This window comes from Flavobacterium movens (assembly GCF_039581425.1).
In the GTDB taxonomy this organism is placed as follows: domain Bacteria; phylum Bacteroidota; class Bacteroidia; order Flavobacteriales; family Flavobacteriaceae; genus Flavobacterium; species Flavobacterium luteolum.
Map to the genome: position 1 here is coordinate 17,856 of NZ_JBCPXY010000017.1, position 18,129 is coordinate 35,984.

Below are 18,129 nucleotides of genomic sequence, written 5' to 3' on the forward strand. Positions count from 1 at the left end.
GCCAAGCATGAAAAAATTTAGAAAAATACTTTATATATTATCTCTTCTTGGTATCATTGCCTGTGGAGAAATGCTGATATCTTGTGAAAACGATGAGTTTAAATATCCGCAAGAACAAGATCTGTTTCAGCCAAAATTTGTACTTACAGCTCCTTTAGTAAAAGGCAACTCAATAGCTATTGTATGGTATAAAGTCAACGATGCGAAGTCTTATACCGTAGAGTTGCATTTAGACAATTATTATAAAAGTTTGTACAAATCGTATACAACGACAGAAACGCAGCTTTTGATGGATGATATTCCATATAAAACCCAGTTTTATATTAGGGTGAGATCTAACCATGTAATTGATGGACATAATTCACAATGGTCCTATACCAATGCTTTAACAGAAGAGCGTCCGCCGTTTGATCCAATTTTGCATACAGTAGAAAAGGTTAATATTACAGAAACTGAAGTTACAGTAAACTGGGATATTTCTCCTCAGAATCCAGTAGACAGTATTTCTGTTTCGCCTGCACAATCTGCTGAAATTCCTGCAATTGGCCGTAAGCTAACTTCTGCTGAAATTGCCAAAGGAGAAGCAACAGTAGTTGGCTTAGAAAAAAACACATTGTACAATGTAAATATTTTCGACAACAACAAACCAAGACGTTACGATAAGCCTTATAATCAGGTTTCTTTCCGTTCGGCAGGTCCTTCAACATCAACTATTATTGTAACAAAAGGAATGGACTTAGATGCTTTATTGAGAACAAACAATGATGATCCGACCATTCCAGAAGGAACAGAATATTTCCTTGAAGCAGGTTCATTGTTTAAAATTACGCCTTTTACCATTTCAAAAGGATTTAAACTTACAGGAGGAACTGAAGGAGAACGCCCTCAGATCGAAATGAACGGAAACTGGAATATTGCAGAAGGTTCTTATTTATCAGAATTGGCTTTTGAGAACATTCGTTTTTATCAGACTATTGATGCAAGTTATTTCTTTAATAGCGGAACAGCTTGGAAATTAGATAAAATTACTTTCTACAATTGTGTTTTCAATTATTTCAAACGTGGATTCTGGAGACATCAAGGAAACGGAAAATACAAAGAAATTGGTGAATTTGATATGAGCTACTGTACGTTTGATCAGGTTGGAGGACACTCAGGACCATACGGAACATTTGTATTCGGTTCTGCTGGAGCTGATAATGTGAAGAAAGCCAAATTCTCAAACTGTACTTTCATGAGAGATTATTATCAGACAACAGACAAGAATCGAAACTTTAAAAACCTGTTTGATTATGGCACATCGGCTTATCCAATTCAATTAGAATACCAAAATATTACGATTTATGATTATGCATATAATAGGTCATTAATCAATATTCCGAATGCTGTCGGATCTACTTTAATCTTTAAGAATGTGTTATTGGCATCTTCTTGTGGTAAAGTAATTCAGGCAATTGCAGCCAATACACCTGCAACTTATGGAAACAATTATACAACAACAGATTATCTATTAGGTGCTGCTGCAATTCAGGGAACCGATCTGGGTATAAGTGCACAAAATTTATTTGTTGATCCTGCAAATGGCAATTTGATGATTAAAGATCCAAATTCTCCAATTGTAACCAATAGAGTAGGAGATACAAGATGGTTGCCTTAAGTTTTGTTAATTAAGTGGTTTCAGTACTTTCATGAAGTATCCTTGTGGTTGAGGATACTTCAGTGTACTGTATTCCCGAGATTAATAAAAGGAAATTAGACTTTAAAACAGCAAGACTTTTTTGTTGATGTTTTAATGAAGCGAATTATATAATAAAAATCAATACAATGAAATTCAAACAATTACTATTCGCCTTAGGATTATTTTGGTATTTAGGAGCAAATGCACAAGGCTGGAACGCCGATTTGGGAAATGGAAAATATAAAAACCCAATCTTACATGTAGATTATTCTGATCCCGATGTTTGTGCTGGAGAAGATGGTTATTACATGACAGCCTCTAGTTTTAACAGTGTTCCGGGACTTCCAATACTTCATTCTAAAGACCTTGTAAACTGGGAATTGATTGGATATGCATTGCAGAATCTATTTCCGATAGAACATTATCAAACCGTTCGTCATGGCGATGGTGTTTGGGCGCCGTCTATTCGTTACCACAATGGTGAGTATTTTATTTACTGGGGAGATCCTGATTTTGGAATATTTATGGTAAAAACTAAGAACCCTGCTGGTGTTTGGGATGAGCCTATTTTAGTAAAAGAAGCAAAAGGAATTATAGATACGTGCCCATTTTGGGATGAAGACGGAAAAGCGTATTTATCTTATGCTTTTGCAGGAAGCCGCGCCAATGTGAAAACAGTTTTAATGCTGTCTGAAATGGCACCAGACGGAACGAAACTAATTGGAAATCCAGCTTTGGTTTTTGACGGGCATAATGGTCACACTACTGTCGAAGGTTCAAAAATGTACAAACGTGAAGGATACTATTGGATTATGGCTCCTGCAGGTGGCGTAAAGCCAGGATGGCAATTGGCAATGCGTTCAAAAAATGTTTGGGGACCTTATGAATATAAAGTGGTTCTTCATCAAGGAGATTCACCATTTAACGGGCCTCATCAAGGCGGATATGTAGAAACTCCAAACGGAGACGGATGGTTTTTGCATTTTCAAGACCGTTGGGCTTACGGGCGCGTGGTTCATTTGCAGCCTGTGACTTGGAAAGACGGTTGGCCAATTATGGGAAAAGATTCCAATAAAGACGGAATTGGAGAGCCTGTTATGGAATGGACAAAACCAAACGTAGGAAAAAATTATCCAGCAACGCCATTAGTTTCTTCAGATGAATTTAATAGCCATCAATTGGGACTGCAATGGCAATGGCAAGCTAATCAGAATCCTGCGGAGCATTGGGGATGGTCTTCTGCAAATCTTGGTTTTATGCGTCTAAATTGTATTCCGAAAAAAGAAGGAATAAAAACCATGTGGATGATGCCGAATCTTTTATTGCAAAAATTTCCCGGTGCCAATTTTACGGCAACAACAAAATTGACTTTCGAAAATAATCCAGATGCAGGAGTAAGCGGTTCAGGCTTGATTGTATTTGGCGAAGATTACGCTTACATCGCAATAGAACAGGATAAAGCCGGTAATTTAAATTTGGTGCAACGCATTATGAAAAGCGCTAGAACTTCTAAAGAATTGGAGAAAGAAATGGCATCGATTCCTGTCAATAAAAAAGAAGTGAGTCTGCGTGCCAAAGTAGAAATGGTTCAGAACAAAGAACCTTTTGATGCTAAAGTCACTTTTTACTACAGCATTGATGGAAAGAATTTTAAAAAACTGGGAGAATCATTCAAGCCAAGCGCGGGAAGATGGGTTGGAGCTAAAATTGGACTTTTTGCAACAGGATCGAAAACTATAAATGACAGCAGTTATGCCGATTACGATTGGTTTAGAGTCGAAGAAAATTAGAAATAATATGAAGCATAAAATGAAATATTGTTTTCTTGCTTTGTTCGTTGGCATCATTTCTTTCGGGCAATCAAGATCTGCAAATAAAAAAGAATTAACTCCAATAGAATGGGCAATTAAAATGGCCGATTCAGATCAAAAACGTGTTCCAAATCCAGTATTTCTGGATGGAGTCAAATATCCCAAATGGAATTATACCAATGGCTTGGTGGCTCTTGCTAATCAGAAATTGTACGATTATACTAAAAATCAGAAATATTGGGATTACGGACTTTCTTATGCCGAACAATTAATTGACAAAGATGGAAACATATTAGGAGGCTATGAACTCGATAAATACAGCTTGGATCTGATAAATTCTGGAAAAATACTTTTTGAAATTTATAAAAAGACAAATGATTCGCGCTATAAAAAAGCGATGGATTTATTGCACAAACAATTAGAAGGACATCCAAGGAATTCTGATGGTGGTTATTGGCATAAAAAGAGCTATCCGTGGCAAATGTGGCTGGATGGCGTTTATATGGCAGATCCTTTTTCAGCGCAATACGGAGAAGTTTTCAGTGATCCAAAAGCGATTGATGATGCTATCCTTCAAGCACAATTAATTCAGAAACACACTTTTGATGCTAAAACAGGTTTGAATTTTCATGGTTACGATGAAAAACGTGCGCAATTCTGGGCAAACAAAACAACCGGAACTTCTTCACATGTATGGGGACGAGCACAAGGGTGGTATTGTATGGCTTTGGTCGATATTTTAGACTTTGTTCCAGAAAATCATTCCAAACGAAAAGATTTAATCAAAATTGTTCAACAGGTTTTTGATGCTGTTCTAAAAGCGCAAGATTCTAAAACAGGAGTCTGGTGGCAAGTAATGGATCAGCCAGGAAGAAAAGGCAATTATCTAGAATCGACTTGTTCTGCAATGTTTGTGTATTCTTTTGCTAAAGCTTACAACAAAGGGTATGTAAACCAAAAGTTTCTGAAATCGGCAAAAAAAGGTTTTAACGGAATTCAAAAAGAATTTATAAAAGACAATGAAGACGGAACTATTTCTATTTCAAAATGTTGTGCCGTTGCGGGATTAGGAGGTAAGAATCCTGAAGATAGAAACGGTTCATTTGAATACTATATTTCTGAACCTATTAGAGATAACGATGCAAAAGCAGTTGGTCCTTATATTCTAGCTGGAATCGAATTGCAAAAATCTCTAGACAAAAAATAATATATCAAAATTACAACTGGTTATGATAAAAACTAAAAGCACACTTTTTATAACAGCATTTCTTTTTATGGCTTTTTCATGTATTGGACAAAAGAAAGGAACTGTATATGGGGCAGATAAAAAAGCTAAATCAAGTTTGAAAATCCCTTTCAAAATGCCAGAAGTGCAAATTCCAGAGTTTAAAAGAGACACTTTAAATATTCTCGATTTTGGGGCCATACCAAATACAGAACAGCTTTGTACAAATGCTATTAATTCGGCAATTGAAAAATGCTCTAAGTCGGGCGGAGGAGTTGTGGTAATTCCTGCTGGACTATGGACAACGGGACCAATAAAACTGAAAAGCAATGTAAATCTGCATACGCAAAATGGCGCTTTTGTTTCTTTTACAAGCGATTTAAAGCAGTACAAACTAATAGAATCCTATTTTGAAGGTAATAAAGTCATTCGCTGTGAATCGCCAATTATGGGAGTTGACTTAGAAAACATTGCCATTACGGGTCAAGGAATTTTTGATGGAAATGGCGCTGTATGGAGACCTGTTAAAATCGGAAAAATGACTGCTGGACAATGGGACGAATTGGTAAAATCTGGCGGTGTTCTGTCTAAAGACGGAAAAATCTGGTATCCTTCTAAAGGAGCTTATGAAGGGAATGAGGAAAGAAATAAATTGCCTAAAAAGGAAACTGTAGAAAACATGGAGCCTTATAAAGAAGCGCTTCGTCCAGTTATGGTGAGTTTGGTTAATTGTAAAAAGCTGCTTTTAGACGGTGTTACTTTTCAAAATTCTCCTGCTTGGAATGTGAATCCGTTAATGTGCGAGCATCTTACTCTACGAAACTTAACAATTCGCAATCCTTGGTATTCTCAAAATGGAGATGGTTTAGATTTAGAATCTTGCCGAATAGGAACGGTAACCAATTGTCGTTTTGATGTTGGCGATGATGCGATCTGCATTAAATCTGGAAAAGATAAAGAAGGAAGAGACCGCGCAAAACCAACCGAATTTTTTGTGATTACAGATTGTGTAGTTTATCATGCACATGGAGGTTTTACAATTGGAAGCGAAATGTCTGGAGGCGTAAAAAATATATTTGCCAAAAACTTAACATTTAATGGAACAGACTGCGGACTTCGTTTTAAATCTGTCCGTGGACGTGGTGGAGTAGTGGAGAATATTTGGATGGAAGACATTCGCATGAATAATATTCCGACAGACGCCATCAATTTTAACTTGTATTATTTCGGAAAATCTTTATCAGAAGATAAAACAACAGGCGAAATCACAGTCGCAAAAGAAACTATTTCTGATGATACGCCTGCTTTTAAAAATATGTATTTCAAAAACATTTATGTAAATGGTGCTGCTCAGGCTTTGAAAATTATGGGAATCCCAGAAATGCCAGTTACTAACATCGAATTTGATAACATGATTATCCGTTCAGATATTGGAGTTCAGTTGAACTATACAAGCAAAATCACTTTTAGAAATCTTGATTTAAGATTAGACAAACCTGGAATCGCGGTAAGTTTTTCAAACAGCCAGAATGTGAATTTGGATGGTTTGAAATCTACGGGCGAAAATCAGATGTTTTGGGTTGGAGGTTTAGAAACAAAAGATATTTCACTAAAAACCAACGGTAAAAAAATGGTTATGGATAAAGATGTAAAAGTGCTAGAGTCGATTAAAGGCGAAGTAAAAGTGGTGGACTAAAACAGAAAAAAATGATACTATTCAAATTTGTGGCCGTTTCCATTTTCTTTATGAATCTTTCGTTTGCAAATCATTCTCTAAAAGAAACCAAGCCTTACGATATTGTTGTGGATGCAGATGGAAAAGGAGATTTTAAAACTGTTCAAGAGGCGTTTAATTCGGTGCCATTATTAAAAACATCAGAAACTAGAATTTTTGTAAAGAATGGAATCTATAAAGAAAAACTAGAATTGGCCTTAAACAAAAATTACATTACGCTGATTGGAGAAAGCAGAGAAAATGTAATCCTAACTTATGATGACTATGCATCCAAATCGAATGGTGCAGGAGGAACAGTGGGAACTTCTGGATCTGCCAGTTTTATTGTTGCAGGTAATGGTTTTAAAGCACAGAATATTACGTTCGAGAATTCGTCTGGCCCAGTTGGACAGGCGGTGGCAGTTAGAATTGACGGAGACCGAATCATATTCGAGAATTGCAGATTTTTAGGATTTCAAGATACTTTATATCCTAGAGAAAGTAGCAGTAGACAGTATTATAAAAACTGTTATATCGAAGGAACAACTGATTTCATTTTTGGAGGTTCGACCGTGATTTTTGATCAATGTGAAATCTTCTCTAAAAAAGGAGGCTCTTATATTACCGCTGCCAATACGCCAGAATCAAGCCCATACGGATTTGTATTCTTAAACTGCAAACTAACTTCAAATTCAGGAGATAACTCTTATTTCTTAGGAAGACCTTGGAGAAATTATGCCAAAACTGTTTTTATAAGATGCGAAATGGATTCACACATTAAAACATTAGGGTGGCATAATTGGGGAAAACCAGAAGCCGAAAAAACGGCTTTTTATGCCGAATATCAATCTACAGGAGCAGGAGCAAATGCTGCACTAAGAGCTAGTTGGTCTCATCAGCTTTCAGCAGCACAATTAAAAAAGGAATATTCGATGAAAGCCATTTTTAAAGATTGGAAACCTAATTGAAGTTTTTAAAAGCATCTTTCAGAAGTTATAATCGATTAAATAAATAAAGAATGAAGTTTCAAAACAGAAAATTAAAAGCAGTATTTATTTGGGTCTGGATCTTATTTCTTCAAAAGATGAACGCGCAATATTTGGAAGGATTGACTCAGGTTAGAGACACTTCTTTCAATAATAGAAGCGCATTCAAAAAAACATTGAAATACTTTCCTAATATTTCTCTCGTTTCCGAAATGCATTTTGACGCTATTGTAGAGAAAAACGACATTGTATATTGCACTTACGGAAAACGGAAAATGAAACTTGATGTTTTTTTCGATAAAAATAAAAAAGAAAAACAGACTGCCATTATACTTATTCATGGTGGAGGATGGCGATCTGGAAGTCGAGAACAGCATCATCAGATGGCGCAGAAATTGGCAAGCCTAGGTTATGTCTGTTTTACGCCCGAGTACAGACTTTCTACAGAAGCGCTTTTTCCGGCAGCAGTTTACGATATTAAAGCTTCGATTCGCTGGGTAAGAGAAAATGCCGATACGTATAATGTTAATCCAAATCAAATTGTTTCCCTTGGATTTTCTGCTGGTGGAGAACTGGCAGCTTTTATGGGAGTAACAGGCAATATGCCTCTGTTTGAAGGAGAAGTAACAAATTCAAGCTCAAAATCTCAAGTCAACGCCATAATTGATATTGACGGAACACTATCTTTTATCCATCCTGAAAGCAGTGAAGGAAATGATACTAAAAATATTTCGGCAGGGACCTATTGGTTTGGCTATTCTAGAAAGGACAATCCGAAATTATGGGAAGCCGCTTCTCCGCTGTCTTATGTAAACGCTTCAACTCCGCCCACTTTATTTATTAATAGTTCCATTCCTAGAATGCATGCTGGAAGAGATGATTTCAGAAAAGTTTTGGCAGAAAACGGAATCTATTCGGAGGTTCACGAATTTGAAAACTCACCACATGTCTTTTGTCTTTTCAATCCTTGGTTTGAACCGACAATTCAATATATAGATCAATTTTTAACTAATGTTTTTAAAAAATAAAGAATTATGAAATCAAGATTCATTATTTCAATTCTCTGTATGGCTTTAGCATTTGCAGTAATGTCTTTTATAAAACCCAAGCCCAAAACTACGGTCTATTTGATCGGGGACTCTACTGTGGCTGATTATGCTAACAATTATGAAGAAGGGAAAGACTATAAGAAAACGCGATATCCTGTTACAGGTTGGGGACAGGTTTTTCAGCAGTTTTTAGTAAAAGACAGTCTAAAGAAAATCAATAAACTGATTAAAACTGACAGTGCTTTTGTTGATGATAGAGCCAGAGGTGGACGAAGCACTAGGACTTTCTTTCAGGAAGGTAGATGGCGTCTGGTTTACGAAAATCTAAAAAAAGGTGATTTAGTTTTAATGCAGTTCGGCCATAATGATGCCGCCGAAGATAAGCCTGAACGATATGTAAATATTGAAGGTTATAAGGAATTTCTAAGGCTTTTTGTAGAACAGACAAGAGCAAAAGGAGCAAAACCGATTTTGATTACGCCTGTAGCGAGAAATTTTCCGTGGAAAGACGGAAAACTGCAGAATATCCATGGTTTATATCCGCAGGCAGTAAAAGATATAGCCAAAGAATTGGATGTGCCATGCATTGATTTAAACCAAAAATCAATTGATTTTTTCACCAAAAAAGGACAGCCGTATGTGAGTGAAAATTATTTTATGAATTTCAAAGGAGGTATATACGAAGCTTATCCGGAAGGACAAAAAGATAACACACATTTTCAAACTAAAGGAGCTGAAGCAGTGGCAAGATTAGTTTTTGAAGGAATGAAAGAATTAAACTAATATTTTATTTAAACCGTCAGAAGGGTTTGAGATACCAGAAAAAACTCTTTTGAAAACTATTACTAACTAAAACCATATTTAAACCAAATGAAAAAACAATTTTTTATTCATCTATTCCTCGTACTGTTTACAGTAATGGGGTTTTCTCAAACCATTGAGAAGATTGAAGCTGAAACATTTAACCAGGCTTCGGGAGCAAGGGCAGAAACCAATGCCGCTCGCTCGGGAGGCGGAAACGTAGGGTATATTAAAAACAGTACCTGGATTAAATTTAATGCAGTTAATTTTACCGAATTTGTTACTCGCTTTGATATTGCGGCGGCGGGAGCAACTGGCGGAACTATAGAATTTAGATTGGGTTCTGCAACAGGAACTTTGATTGGTTCTGCAACGATATCAGGAAGTACAAGCTTTACCGATTACAAGAAGTTCTCGGCAGCCATTACGCCAACGAATGGTTCATTCGATTTGTATCTTGTTTTTCTTGGACCAGGAACAGGATATTTGTTTAATGTAGATTATTTCGAAAAAGTAACCGACAATCCAAATGCTGTGACGCACAAATTGACTGTAGATGTCAATCCGGCTTCATCTGGAACTGTTACACTTAATCCTGCTGGAACTACATTTGCAAAAGGAACTGAAATAAAATTGACTGCCAATAAAAATTTTGGCTACAATTTCAAGCAATGGGTAGATGATAAAGGAGCTGTTATTTCAACAACCAATCCGTTAACATATACTCTAAATGAAGACATGACTTTAGTCGCGCAGTATGATGCTGTACCAACATATACTTTAAGCGTAAACACAAACGGAGCTTTTGGTTTAGGCGACTATACGGTTTCTCCCGCAGGAAAAGATGGCGCATTTTCGGTTTATGAAATTGGAACCAATGTTACGATTACGGCAGTGGAGAACGATATTATAAAATTCAGCAATTGGGCTGATGGTTCCACTTCATTAAGTACTTCTGTAGTGATGAATGAAAATAAAACAGTTACAGGAACGTATGCCAATCAGACTTTTATTGCGGGATGGACGTTTAAAAATGATCAATATGCAAATCCGAGAGTTGCCGAATTGTATTCTAAGGTAGAAAATAGACCACAACTATTTGCCTATAATATAGCAGACAATGTTTTTGCACCTAATGTTAGACTTCAAAATAGAGGAGGAAAGAACGGATTTTGTGTCTGGAATAATGAAAGAGGGAATTTTTATTATTTTATGACAACACTTTCAACTGTGGGATATAAAAACATAAATGTTGCTTCGGGTTTGTTGGGTTATTATTATGGGTGTGATGAGTGGACATTTCAATATTCATTAGACGGAGTGAATTTTGTGAATTTTTCGGCTCTAACGACAATCAATACAGGAACAATAATCAATATTGGCGGAGTTCTTCCTGCTGAAGCAGAAGGAAAGGAAAAGATCTATTTAAGATGGATTCCAAATATAAACGGACCAAAACACGGATCTGCAATTGATGTTACAGCTACAATCTTATCCAATTTAATGATTAAAGCCGATGAGGTTTTAGTTAGTGATACTGTTGCGCCAGTTTTAGAATCTTCATTTCCAACAGAAGCGGCAGGTTCTGTGGCAGCTAATGGAAGCATTATTTTAAATTATAATGAGCAGGTTCAATCAGGAACAGGAAATGCAATTTTAAATGGTAAAAATTTAAATGCTGAGTTTGTAAACAAAACTGTAAAGTTCAGTTATTTCGGATTGGAGTATAACAAGCAATACACATTTACGATCCCAGCTGGATTTGTAAAAGACCTTTCTGGAAATGACGGTTCAGCCCTTACTTTGTCATTTAAAACAATGGAAAAGCCAATTCCTGTCAAACGTAAATTTGATCTAATTGTAGATGCAGATGCTACAGCAGATCAAATTGCCTCAGGAAAATATGTAAAGACAATTGCAGAAGCTTTTAATGCTGCACCTAATAATTCGGCATCAAGATTTTTGGTACTAATTGCCAACGGAACTTATAATTTGGGTGGAGACGGAACAAATCCTCAGGATGTGGTTTTAAAGCTTCCATCAGGAAAAAATAACGTTTCGCTGGTTGCACAATCTAAAGACAAAGTTATTCTGCAGGGAAATCCAGGATGGGGAATTAAAAATGCTGTTCTCTCTATTGAAGCAAATGATTTGTATATGGAAAATGTAACCATCGAACACAAAGACGGAATTACAACTTCTGGACAAAGACCTGCATTAAACCCTGCGGGAGATCGAAATGTTTATAATGGAGTTCGCCTTAGAAGTAAGCAAGACACGCAAGTAACAGGAGGAAAAAGAAGTTTTTACTATAAATCTACGATCGAAGGAGATGTTGATTTTATTTGTGGTGGTGGAACGCATTGGTTTGAAGAGTGTAATTTGGTTTCGGTTGCTTCGGGGTATATTGTAGCTCCTAATCATGATACAGCAACTCAATATGGTTATATTTTCAACAACAATACTATTTCGGCAACTACAAGTTATTATTTAGGACGTCCTTGGCAAAATGCACCAAGAGCCGTTTATCTCAATACAAAAATGATGACCGAACCTAATACAGCCGGTTGGGCAAGTATGGGAACTGTACCAGCACTTTTTGCCGAATACAATAGCGTAAACGGAAATGGCGTATTAGTAAATACTGATAACAGAACTAATATATTTACTGTAAACGGCGTTGCTCAGACAGGAAATTATAATCCAGTTTTAACCAAAGCGCAAGCTGATGAATTTACGATAGAAAATGTATTAAGCGGCACAGACAAATGGGATCCGCGCAGAGTGGTTGAGCAAATTACAAAACCTTCAAATCTTGTGGTATCTGCAGCTAATACTTTAAAATGGGATGAAAATCCGTATGCAATATGTTATGTGATTAGCAAAGAGGGTAAAGTTTTAGGCATTACAACAGAAGCTACTTTTGCAGATCCTTCAGCGGTTGCGGGAACTTATACATATACTGTTCAAGCAGCAAATGAATACGGCGGATTAAGCGATTTGAGTAGTATTAGTATGGCTATTAATGGAGGAGCGACTAAATCTTCAATTACTTATTTAAATTCAATTGATGGAACTCCTTTATCAGGTTTAACTCCGATAGAATATACTGAGGGTACAATAGCAAAATTGCCAACTCCAACTTTAGTAGGATATAAGTTTTATGGATGGTCGTCTTCTGGCACCACAGCAAATACATTGAATGAAATTGCTACTACAGCAACAGGAAATCAAACTTTATATGCTTTCTGGGGATCTGGAGGGAATAATAAGCCAAATGAAGTTATACCACCTTCAAATTTTGATTACGAATTTACTGCGGCAGTAAATAAAAGTTGGGACAATGCAGGAAATTATAATCCAGCTGTAATGCCAGTTGCAGGTAAAACCGTTTCTTGCACCAAAGAAATCGAAACAACCGCAACAGTTTTTCTTGCCGATATGACTTTATCTGATGCAGGAACGCTTCGCTTGAGAGGTGCTCATAAAGCTACAGGTGTATTGACTTTTAAAGAAGGAACGAGAGTATATTATAATACAAGTGGTGCAGGCATGGCTTTAGAAGCGCCGATGGTCATTTCTGGAAATGTGAAATTCGAAATGATTTCGGGTATTGCCAATCAAACCATAATGACTTTAAGCGGTCCCGTATCAGGAAACGGAACCATTTCGCCTTTAAATATCGGTCAAGGTGTTAATGCCAATACAGGAACTCTGCTTCTTAAAGGTGATAACAGCGAATTTATCGGTACTTGGGATCTTACACAGAAAAGCACAAAATTCCCAGCATTAAATTATCCAACGGTAATTGAAGGCGCTTCTGCAAATGCTTTTGGTTCTGGGACTATTAAAATAGGTCAGGATAATTATGTTATTTTCAGCCATGAACGTGCAGCTGGTTCCACTTTAAATTTAAATATCACAGAAAATGGTAAAGCGTCATTAAATATCGTTTTAAATGTTCAAAAACTTACTATTAATGGAGTAGATTTTAAAGAAGGAACTTACGATAAAACGACAAATCCTGAATTCTTTAACGGAGAAGGAAAGATTGAAGTTAAAAAAGAAGTAACAGGAGGAGGGACTGAAAGCATTCCTGCATTTCCAGGAGCCGAAGGTTATGGAAAATATGTAACAGGAGGCCGTGGCGGAAAAGTAATTTATGTAACAAATCTAAATGATTCTGGAGTGGGCTCGCTTCGTGATGCGATTGGTCAGGCTGGTCCTAGAATTGTTGTTTTTAAAGTTTCGGGAAATATTGAATTAAAAAGCGAATTAAATATTACTGATAATATTACAATTGCAGGACAAACAGCTCCAGGAGGCGGTATAACTTTAAAAGATTATAATGTTAAAGTAAGAGGAAATAACATTATTCTGCGCTATTTGCGCTTTAGAATGGGAGATACTCATGATGTGGAGAACGATGCTTTAGGAGGACGTTTTCAAAAAAATATCATTGTAGATCACTGCTCTATGAGCTGGTCAACAGACGAATGTGTTTCTTTTTATCAAAATGAGAACTTTACGCTGCAATGGTGTATCATTTCTGAAAGCCTTAGGAATTCTGTTCACGCAAAAGGAGCCCACGGATATGGCGGTGTTTGGGGTGGTAGAAACGCTTCTTTCCATCATAATCTGTTAGCGCATCATGATAGTCGTAATCCAAGGTTGGGAGAATATGCAAATGATATTTTTGCAAAAACAGATTTGGTTGACATTCGTAACAACGTTATTTATAATTGGGGCGGAAACAGCTGTTATGGCGGAGATGCCATGAATGTGAATTTGGTAAATAATTATTGGAAACCAGGACCTGGGACTTCAAATTCGACTAAAGAACGTATCCTGTCAACAGGAAGAAGTTTGGACACTACTTCGCCTTTATACGGAATTTGGGGAAAATATTTTGTTGACGGAAATTATGTTGTTGGATCAGAAAGAGCCACTCAAGATAACTGGACATACGGAGTTTATAGCCAATTTCATGGCAGCCAGCTTCCTGTAAGCGATGCAGATAAAGCTTCAATCAAAATTAGCGCACCTCATGCTTTTGGAGAAATCACGACTCATAGCGCTACAAAAGCGTATGAATTGGTTCTAGAAAATGCAGGTGCCAATTTATACAGAGATACTGTAGATAAAAGAGCAGTAGAGGATACTCGTTCTGGTACGGCAAGTATTATGAATGGTGGAAATGGAAGTACAAACGGTTATATCGATACGCCTTCAGCAGCTGGAGGGTGGCCAGTATTACCTTCTGGAGAAGCTCCAACAGATACAGACGGTGACGGTATGCCTGATAAATGGGAAACAGAAAAAGGATTAAATCCTGCCAGTTCAGCAGATGGCAATTTAAAAACGATTGACGGCAAGTATACCAACGTTGAGGTTTACATCAACAGTCTTGTAAATCATATTACAGAGAACCAAAACGGGAGTTTAGATGTTTATGTAAACCCTCAGAATTTTGTTGAAAAATACAATGCTGCTGAAAACGGATCAAAATTCATAATGGCAAGCGGTACTTATACAGCTTCAGCTGATCTTGCTGTTAAAAACCATAAATATACATTTATTCCAGATGCCAATGCAAAACCTGTTTTCGCAGCATCTTTCGCTTCAGAAAACCCAGAAATTGTTTCAGGAAGCTTCAGTTTTGATGGTGTTGATTTTGATTTAACGAATGCTGGTGCAAGTTTGCTTCAATTGAAAAAAGGGGCAAGTGTGTCAAGTTTTGAAATTAAAAATTCGACTATAAAAGGAATTAAACAAAGTTTATTAGTGACGGAAGGAGTTTCAGAGAATGCGATTTCTAAAATTGTTATAGAAAATTGTATTATTGACGGAAGCGCGGCAACAGGAGGAAGTTTTATTCAGCCAGATTCGCATATTGTAAATTCGATTTCGGTTAAAAATTCGACTATTTTCAATTACGAAAAAGGAAATAATTTCTTGATTCTTCAAAACAAAAATGAAGCAACGCAAACAGTTAATATTACGTTTGAAAGCAATACGATTTACAATTCAGGTAATCAAACCGGAAACGGATTTGTATTTGTAGACAATCAGTACAATAGTGCTTCTGTTTACTCTTTCAAAAATAACATTATGCAAGACGAGCGAGAAAATACAAAATCGCTTTATTTGTTTAATTCTAATAATGTTGCTGGAGCAGGAAAAGTGGTTTTAGACAATAATCTTCTTGTTGGAGTTTCCTCTCAGATAGTGAAAGGAGCGGTTACTGTGGGAGAGTCAAATGTTAAGACGTTATTGGGCTTAGGCATGGTGGCACTAGTGTACCCAAATCCAGCGCAAGGCAATTTTAGCTTTTCTAAAAATTATCCCTTGGCTAAGGCTTCGTTAGAAGGAAATGTTTTGGGAGATCCAAGATGGCTAAAAGCAGATGCTAAGTTTTCCAAAATAAGTTATATTAATTCTTTTGACGGAAAAGCCATTATACTTGATCCTGCTGAATATATGGAAGGTGCGATTACGAACTTAAAAACGCCAAAACTTGAAGGTTATACTTTCTTCGGATGGTCAGCAACAGCAACAACGCCTGGATTATTAAAAACGATTCCAGCAACTGCTACAGGAAATCAAGTGTTTTATGCCTTTTGGGGAGAAGGAGGAAACAACAAACCAGATCCAAAACCCATTGTTAAATCGAGTGTTTCTTATTTAAACTCAATTGACGGAAAACCTATTTTAGGACTAGAACCAATTGAATATACAGAAGGAGCGGCAGCAATGTTACCAGTTCCAACGATAAAAGATTATACTTTTTACGGATGGTCTGTTTCACCAACAACTCCTAATACTATAAAAGAAATTGCCAGCACTACAACAGGAAATCAGACCTTTTATGCTTTTTGGGGAGTGGGAGGAAACAATAAACAAGATGAACCTCCAACTTTTTATAGCATTTCGTACTTGAACTTGCCTGCAGGAGCGGTTAATCCAAATAAAACAACTATGCAAACAGGGATTGCTTTTACATTAGAAGCAGCACAATGTTCAGGATATCGCTTTTTAGGTTGGTATGCAGATGCTGTATACGGAAAAGAAATAACAGGTTTTAGTACTACGCAGAAAGATAATTTTACGCTTTATGGACGCTGGAAAAAACTTGGAGAGTTTTTAGTTTTCCCAACAGTAGCTACAGGAAAAGTGAGCTTGAAATCAAGTGCAGAATTTGATCAATTGGTTATTTTCAGTATGAACGGACTTTTGGTTAAACAAGTTGATGTAATTGGCTATGAAACTGAGATGTCAGTTTCTGATTTGGCTTCCGGAAGTTATTTCATTAAAAGTCTTAAGACTGGACAGACTGCTAGAATTATTGTTAAGTAAGGTTAAGAATTCGGGATGGAGCTTTAATGCCTATCCCGAATAATCTAAAACTGATTTTTTAAAATAAATTATCATAGATATGAATAATAGTATAAAAGTATTAGTATTGATTTTCATTGCATTACTATCATCTTGTTCAAGTGATGATGAAAGCCATCAAAGTAATACAAATAAAGGATTCTTAAAAATTGGTAGCCAAACGGTGGAATTATCGCAAGGTTATCTGGAAAATTATGGCATTCGCGGAAATGCATATAACATTGATTTTTCGCTACGATCTAAATCTATTTCTGCAACTGAGAATGGAGCAGTAGTTTACTTCGAATTGTTTTCTTCTCTTCAAAATAATTTAGCGAAAGGAGATTATAGTTATGGAGGTTTTTCTGAAGCTACAGCTTATACTTTTACAAAATGGGGACAATCTTTATTAGGTACAAATATCAATACGGCAAAAGGAGCTTTATCGGTTACAAATGGAATTAGTATTCAACCTACTGCCGGAACTTTTAAGGTTTTAGAGAATGGAGAAAAATACAAAGTGAGTTTTACAGGAAAAGGTACAGCAAGCGTTTATAAAGACGGTGTAATCATTTCAACCCAGAATGATGTTGCTTTTAGCATGAATTATGAGGGTGATGTGAAGAAATCAGTAGGAAACACATTTACTTCTACGGCTAAAAATGCCAATTCAAATTTAATTGTTAAAGATCATTCGGTTATTTTTAATTGATTGCATAAACATTTTATATAAGTTAATATCGGAAAGTCGGAAAAAATCAGACCTTATTGACTTATATAAGTATAAATTATTTTCTGAGATAGATATCTGTGTAATAAAGGGTTTTGAAGACTATAATATAATGTTATAGTGAATCGGGAAGTAGAATACACAAAGAAAAATGCATAGGAAAATAGCAAAAAAGAGTCAAAGTGTTTATTAATAGTGCTTTGGCTCTTTTTGTTAGGTAGTTGTTTGAGATGTTTAGTATAAATGGTCAATTCTGTTCAAGAATTCAATTTTGATATTAAGGCTTTTATAATGGAATTAAAACTCACCTAGTTTGATACAATATGTCTTTTTGGACTACCATTTTTCGATTTAAACTATTTTGAAGGAAAAGATTTCAATGTTTAAAAAAAAGTCGGTCTGTAAACCATCCGTTATCAGTGCGTTAAGAAAAAAGGCGAAAAAAGATCAAAAAAAACCGGTAAAAAAGCTTGGAAAAGCGGAAAAAGGTTCTACTTTTGCACCCGCAACAGCGAAGGCGTTCATCGAAATACCGGCAGGAAGGAAGGATCTGAAGAAAAGAAATTTTCAGAAAAAAAAGATTCGGAAAAGCTTGCGGGATTCGGAAATGCTTTCTACATTTGCACCCCGCAAAACACGGAAAGTTCATTGATAGATTGGAAGAAGAATTGAGAGAATGAGGCGAAAAAAAAGCTTCAAATTTTTTTAAGTTTTTCTTGCAGGAAACAAAAAGAAGTTTTAGTTTTGCACCCGCTTTGAGA

At 36.3% G+C, this 18,129-nt stretch carries 10 protein-coding genes; all 10 read left to right on the forward strand.

Annotation, left to right across the window (positions count from 1 at the left end):
* The first annotated feature begins 7 nt into the window (after positions 1-7).
* The 10 genes from AAYQ05_RS21430 to AAYQ05_RS21475 all read left to right on the forward strand — a co-directional run bounded on the left by AAYQ05_RS21430 (position 8) and on the right by AAYQ05_RS21475 (position 18,020).
* On the forward strand, positions 8-1,657 hold the full coding sequence (locus AAYQ05_RS21430) for a DUF5123 domain-containing protein (protein ID WP_343545288.1): 1,650 nt from the start codon (positions 8-10) through the stop codon (positions 1,655-1,657).
* Between the two features lie 167 nt (positions 1,658-1,824).
* Positions 1,825-3,468 carry a glycoside hydrolase family 43 protein gene (locus AAYQ05_RS21435; RefSeq protein ID WP_343545289.1) on the forward strand — a complete coding sequence of 548 codons (1,644 nt, stop codon included), beginning with the start codon at positions 1,825-1,827 and terminating at the stop codon, positions 3,466-3,468.
* Positions 3,419-4,696, forward strand: coding sequence for a glycoside hydrolase family 88/105 protein (locus tag AAYQ05_RS21440; protein WP_343545290.1), 1,278 nt, complete (start codon positions 3,419-3,421; stop codon positions 4,694-4,696). The genes AAYQ05_RS21435 and AAYQ05_RS21440 overlap by 50 nt, the downstream gene beginning before the upstream one ends.
* 22 nt (positions 4,697-4,718) lie before the next feature.
* A complete protein-coding gene (locus AAYQ05_RS21445; RefSeq protein WP_343545291.1) occupies positions 4,719-6,410 on the forward strand; it encodes a glycoside hydrolase family 28 protein in 1,692 nt (563 codons plus the stop codon).
* Positions 6,411-6,421: 11 nt separating this feature from the next.
* Positions 6,422-7,396, forward strand: a complete 975-nt coding sequence (locus AAYQ05_RS21450) for a pectinesterase family protein (protein ID WP_343545292.1) — start codon at positions 6,422-6,424, stop codon at positions 7,394-7,396.
* Between the two features lie 50 nt (positions 7,397-7,446).
* A complete protein-coding gene (locus AAYQ05_RS21455; protein WP_343545293.1) occupies positions 7,447-8,442 on the forward strand; it encodes an alpha/beta hydrolase fold domain-containing protein in 996 nt (331 codons plus the stop codon).
* 6 nt (positions 8,443-8,448) lie between these two features.
* Positions 8,449-9,246 carry a rhamnogalacturonan acetylesterase gene (locus AAYQ05_RS21460; protein ID WP_343545294.1) on the forward strand — a complete coding sequence of 266 codons (798 nt, stop codon included), beginning with the start codon at positions 8,449-8,451 and terminating at the stop codon, positions 9,244-9,246.
* A gap of 87 nt (positions 9,247-9,333) precedes the next feature.
* A complete protein-coding gene (locus AAYQ05_RS21465; RefSeq protein WP_343545295.1) occupies positions 9,334-16,620 on the forward strand; it encodes a pectinesterase family protein in 7,287 nt (2,428 codons plus the stop codon).
* A gap of 79 nt (positions 16,621-16,699) precedes the next feature.
* Positions 16,700-17,350, forward strand: coding sequence for a hypothetical protein (locus tag AAYQ05_RS21470; protein WP_343545296.1), 651 nt, complete (start codon positions 16,700-16,702; stop codon positions 17,348-17,350).
* A 379-nt stretch (positions 17,351-17,729) separates the two neighbouring features.
* On the forward strand, positions 17,730-18,020 hold the full coding sequence (locus tag AAYQ05_RS21475) for a hypothetical protein (RefSeq protein ID WP_343545297.1): 291 nt from the start codon (positions 17,730-17,732) through the stop codon (positions 18,018-18,020).
* The last annotated feature ends 109 nt before the right edge of the window (positions 18,021-18,129 follow it).

Coding starts and splice junctions, on each gene's coding strand:
- AAYQ05_RS21430 (WP_343545288.1), top strand. CDS start 8: ATGAAAAAATTTAGAAAAATACTTTATATATTATCTCTTCTTGGTATC.
- AAYQ05_RS21435 (WP_343545289.1), top strand. CDS start 1,825: ATGAAATTCAAACAATTACTATTCGCCTTAGGATTATTTTGGTATTTA.
- AAYQ05_RS21440 (WP_343545290.1), top strand. CDS start 3,419: ATGACAGCAGTTATGCCGATTACGATTGGTTTAGAGTCGAAGAAAATT.
- AAYQ05_RS21445 (WP_343545291.1), top strand. CDS start 4,719: ATGATAAAAACTAAAAGCACACTTTTTATAACAGCATTTCTTTTTATG.
- AAYQ05_RS21450 (WP_343545292.1), top strand. CDS start 6,422: ATGATACTATTCAAATTTGTGGCCGTTTCCATTTTCTTTATGAATCTT.
- AAYQ05_RS21455 (WP_343545293.1), top strand. CDS start 7,447: ATGAAGTTTCAAAACAGAAAATTAAAAGCAGTATTTATTTGGGTCTGG.
- AAYQ05_RS21460 (WP_343545294.1), top strand. CDS start 8,449: ATGAAATCAAGATTCATTATTTCAATTCTCTGTATGGCTTTAGCATTT.
- AAYQ05_RS21465 (WP_343545295.1), top strand. CDS start 9,334: ATGAAAAAACAATTTTTTATTCATCTATTCCTCGTACTGTTTACAGTA.
- AAYQ05_RS21470 (WP_343545296.1), top strand. CDS start 16,700: ATGAATAATAGTATAAAAGTATTAGTATTGATTTTCATTGCATTACTA.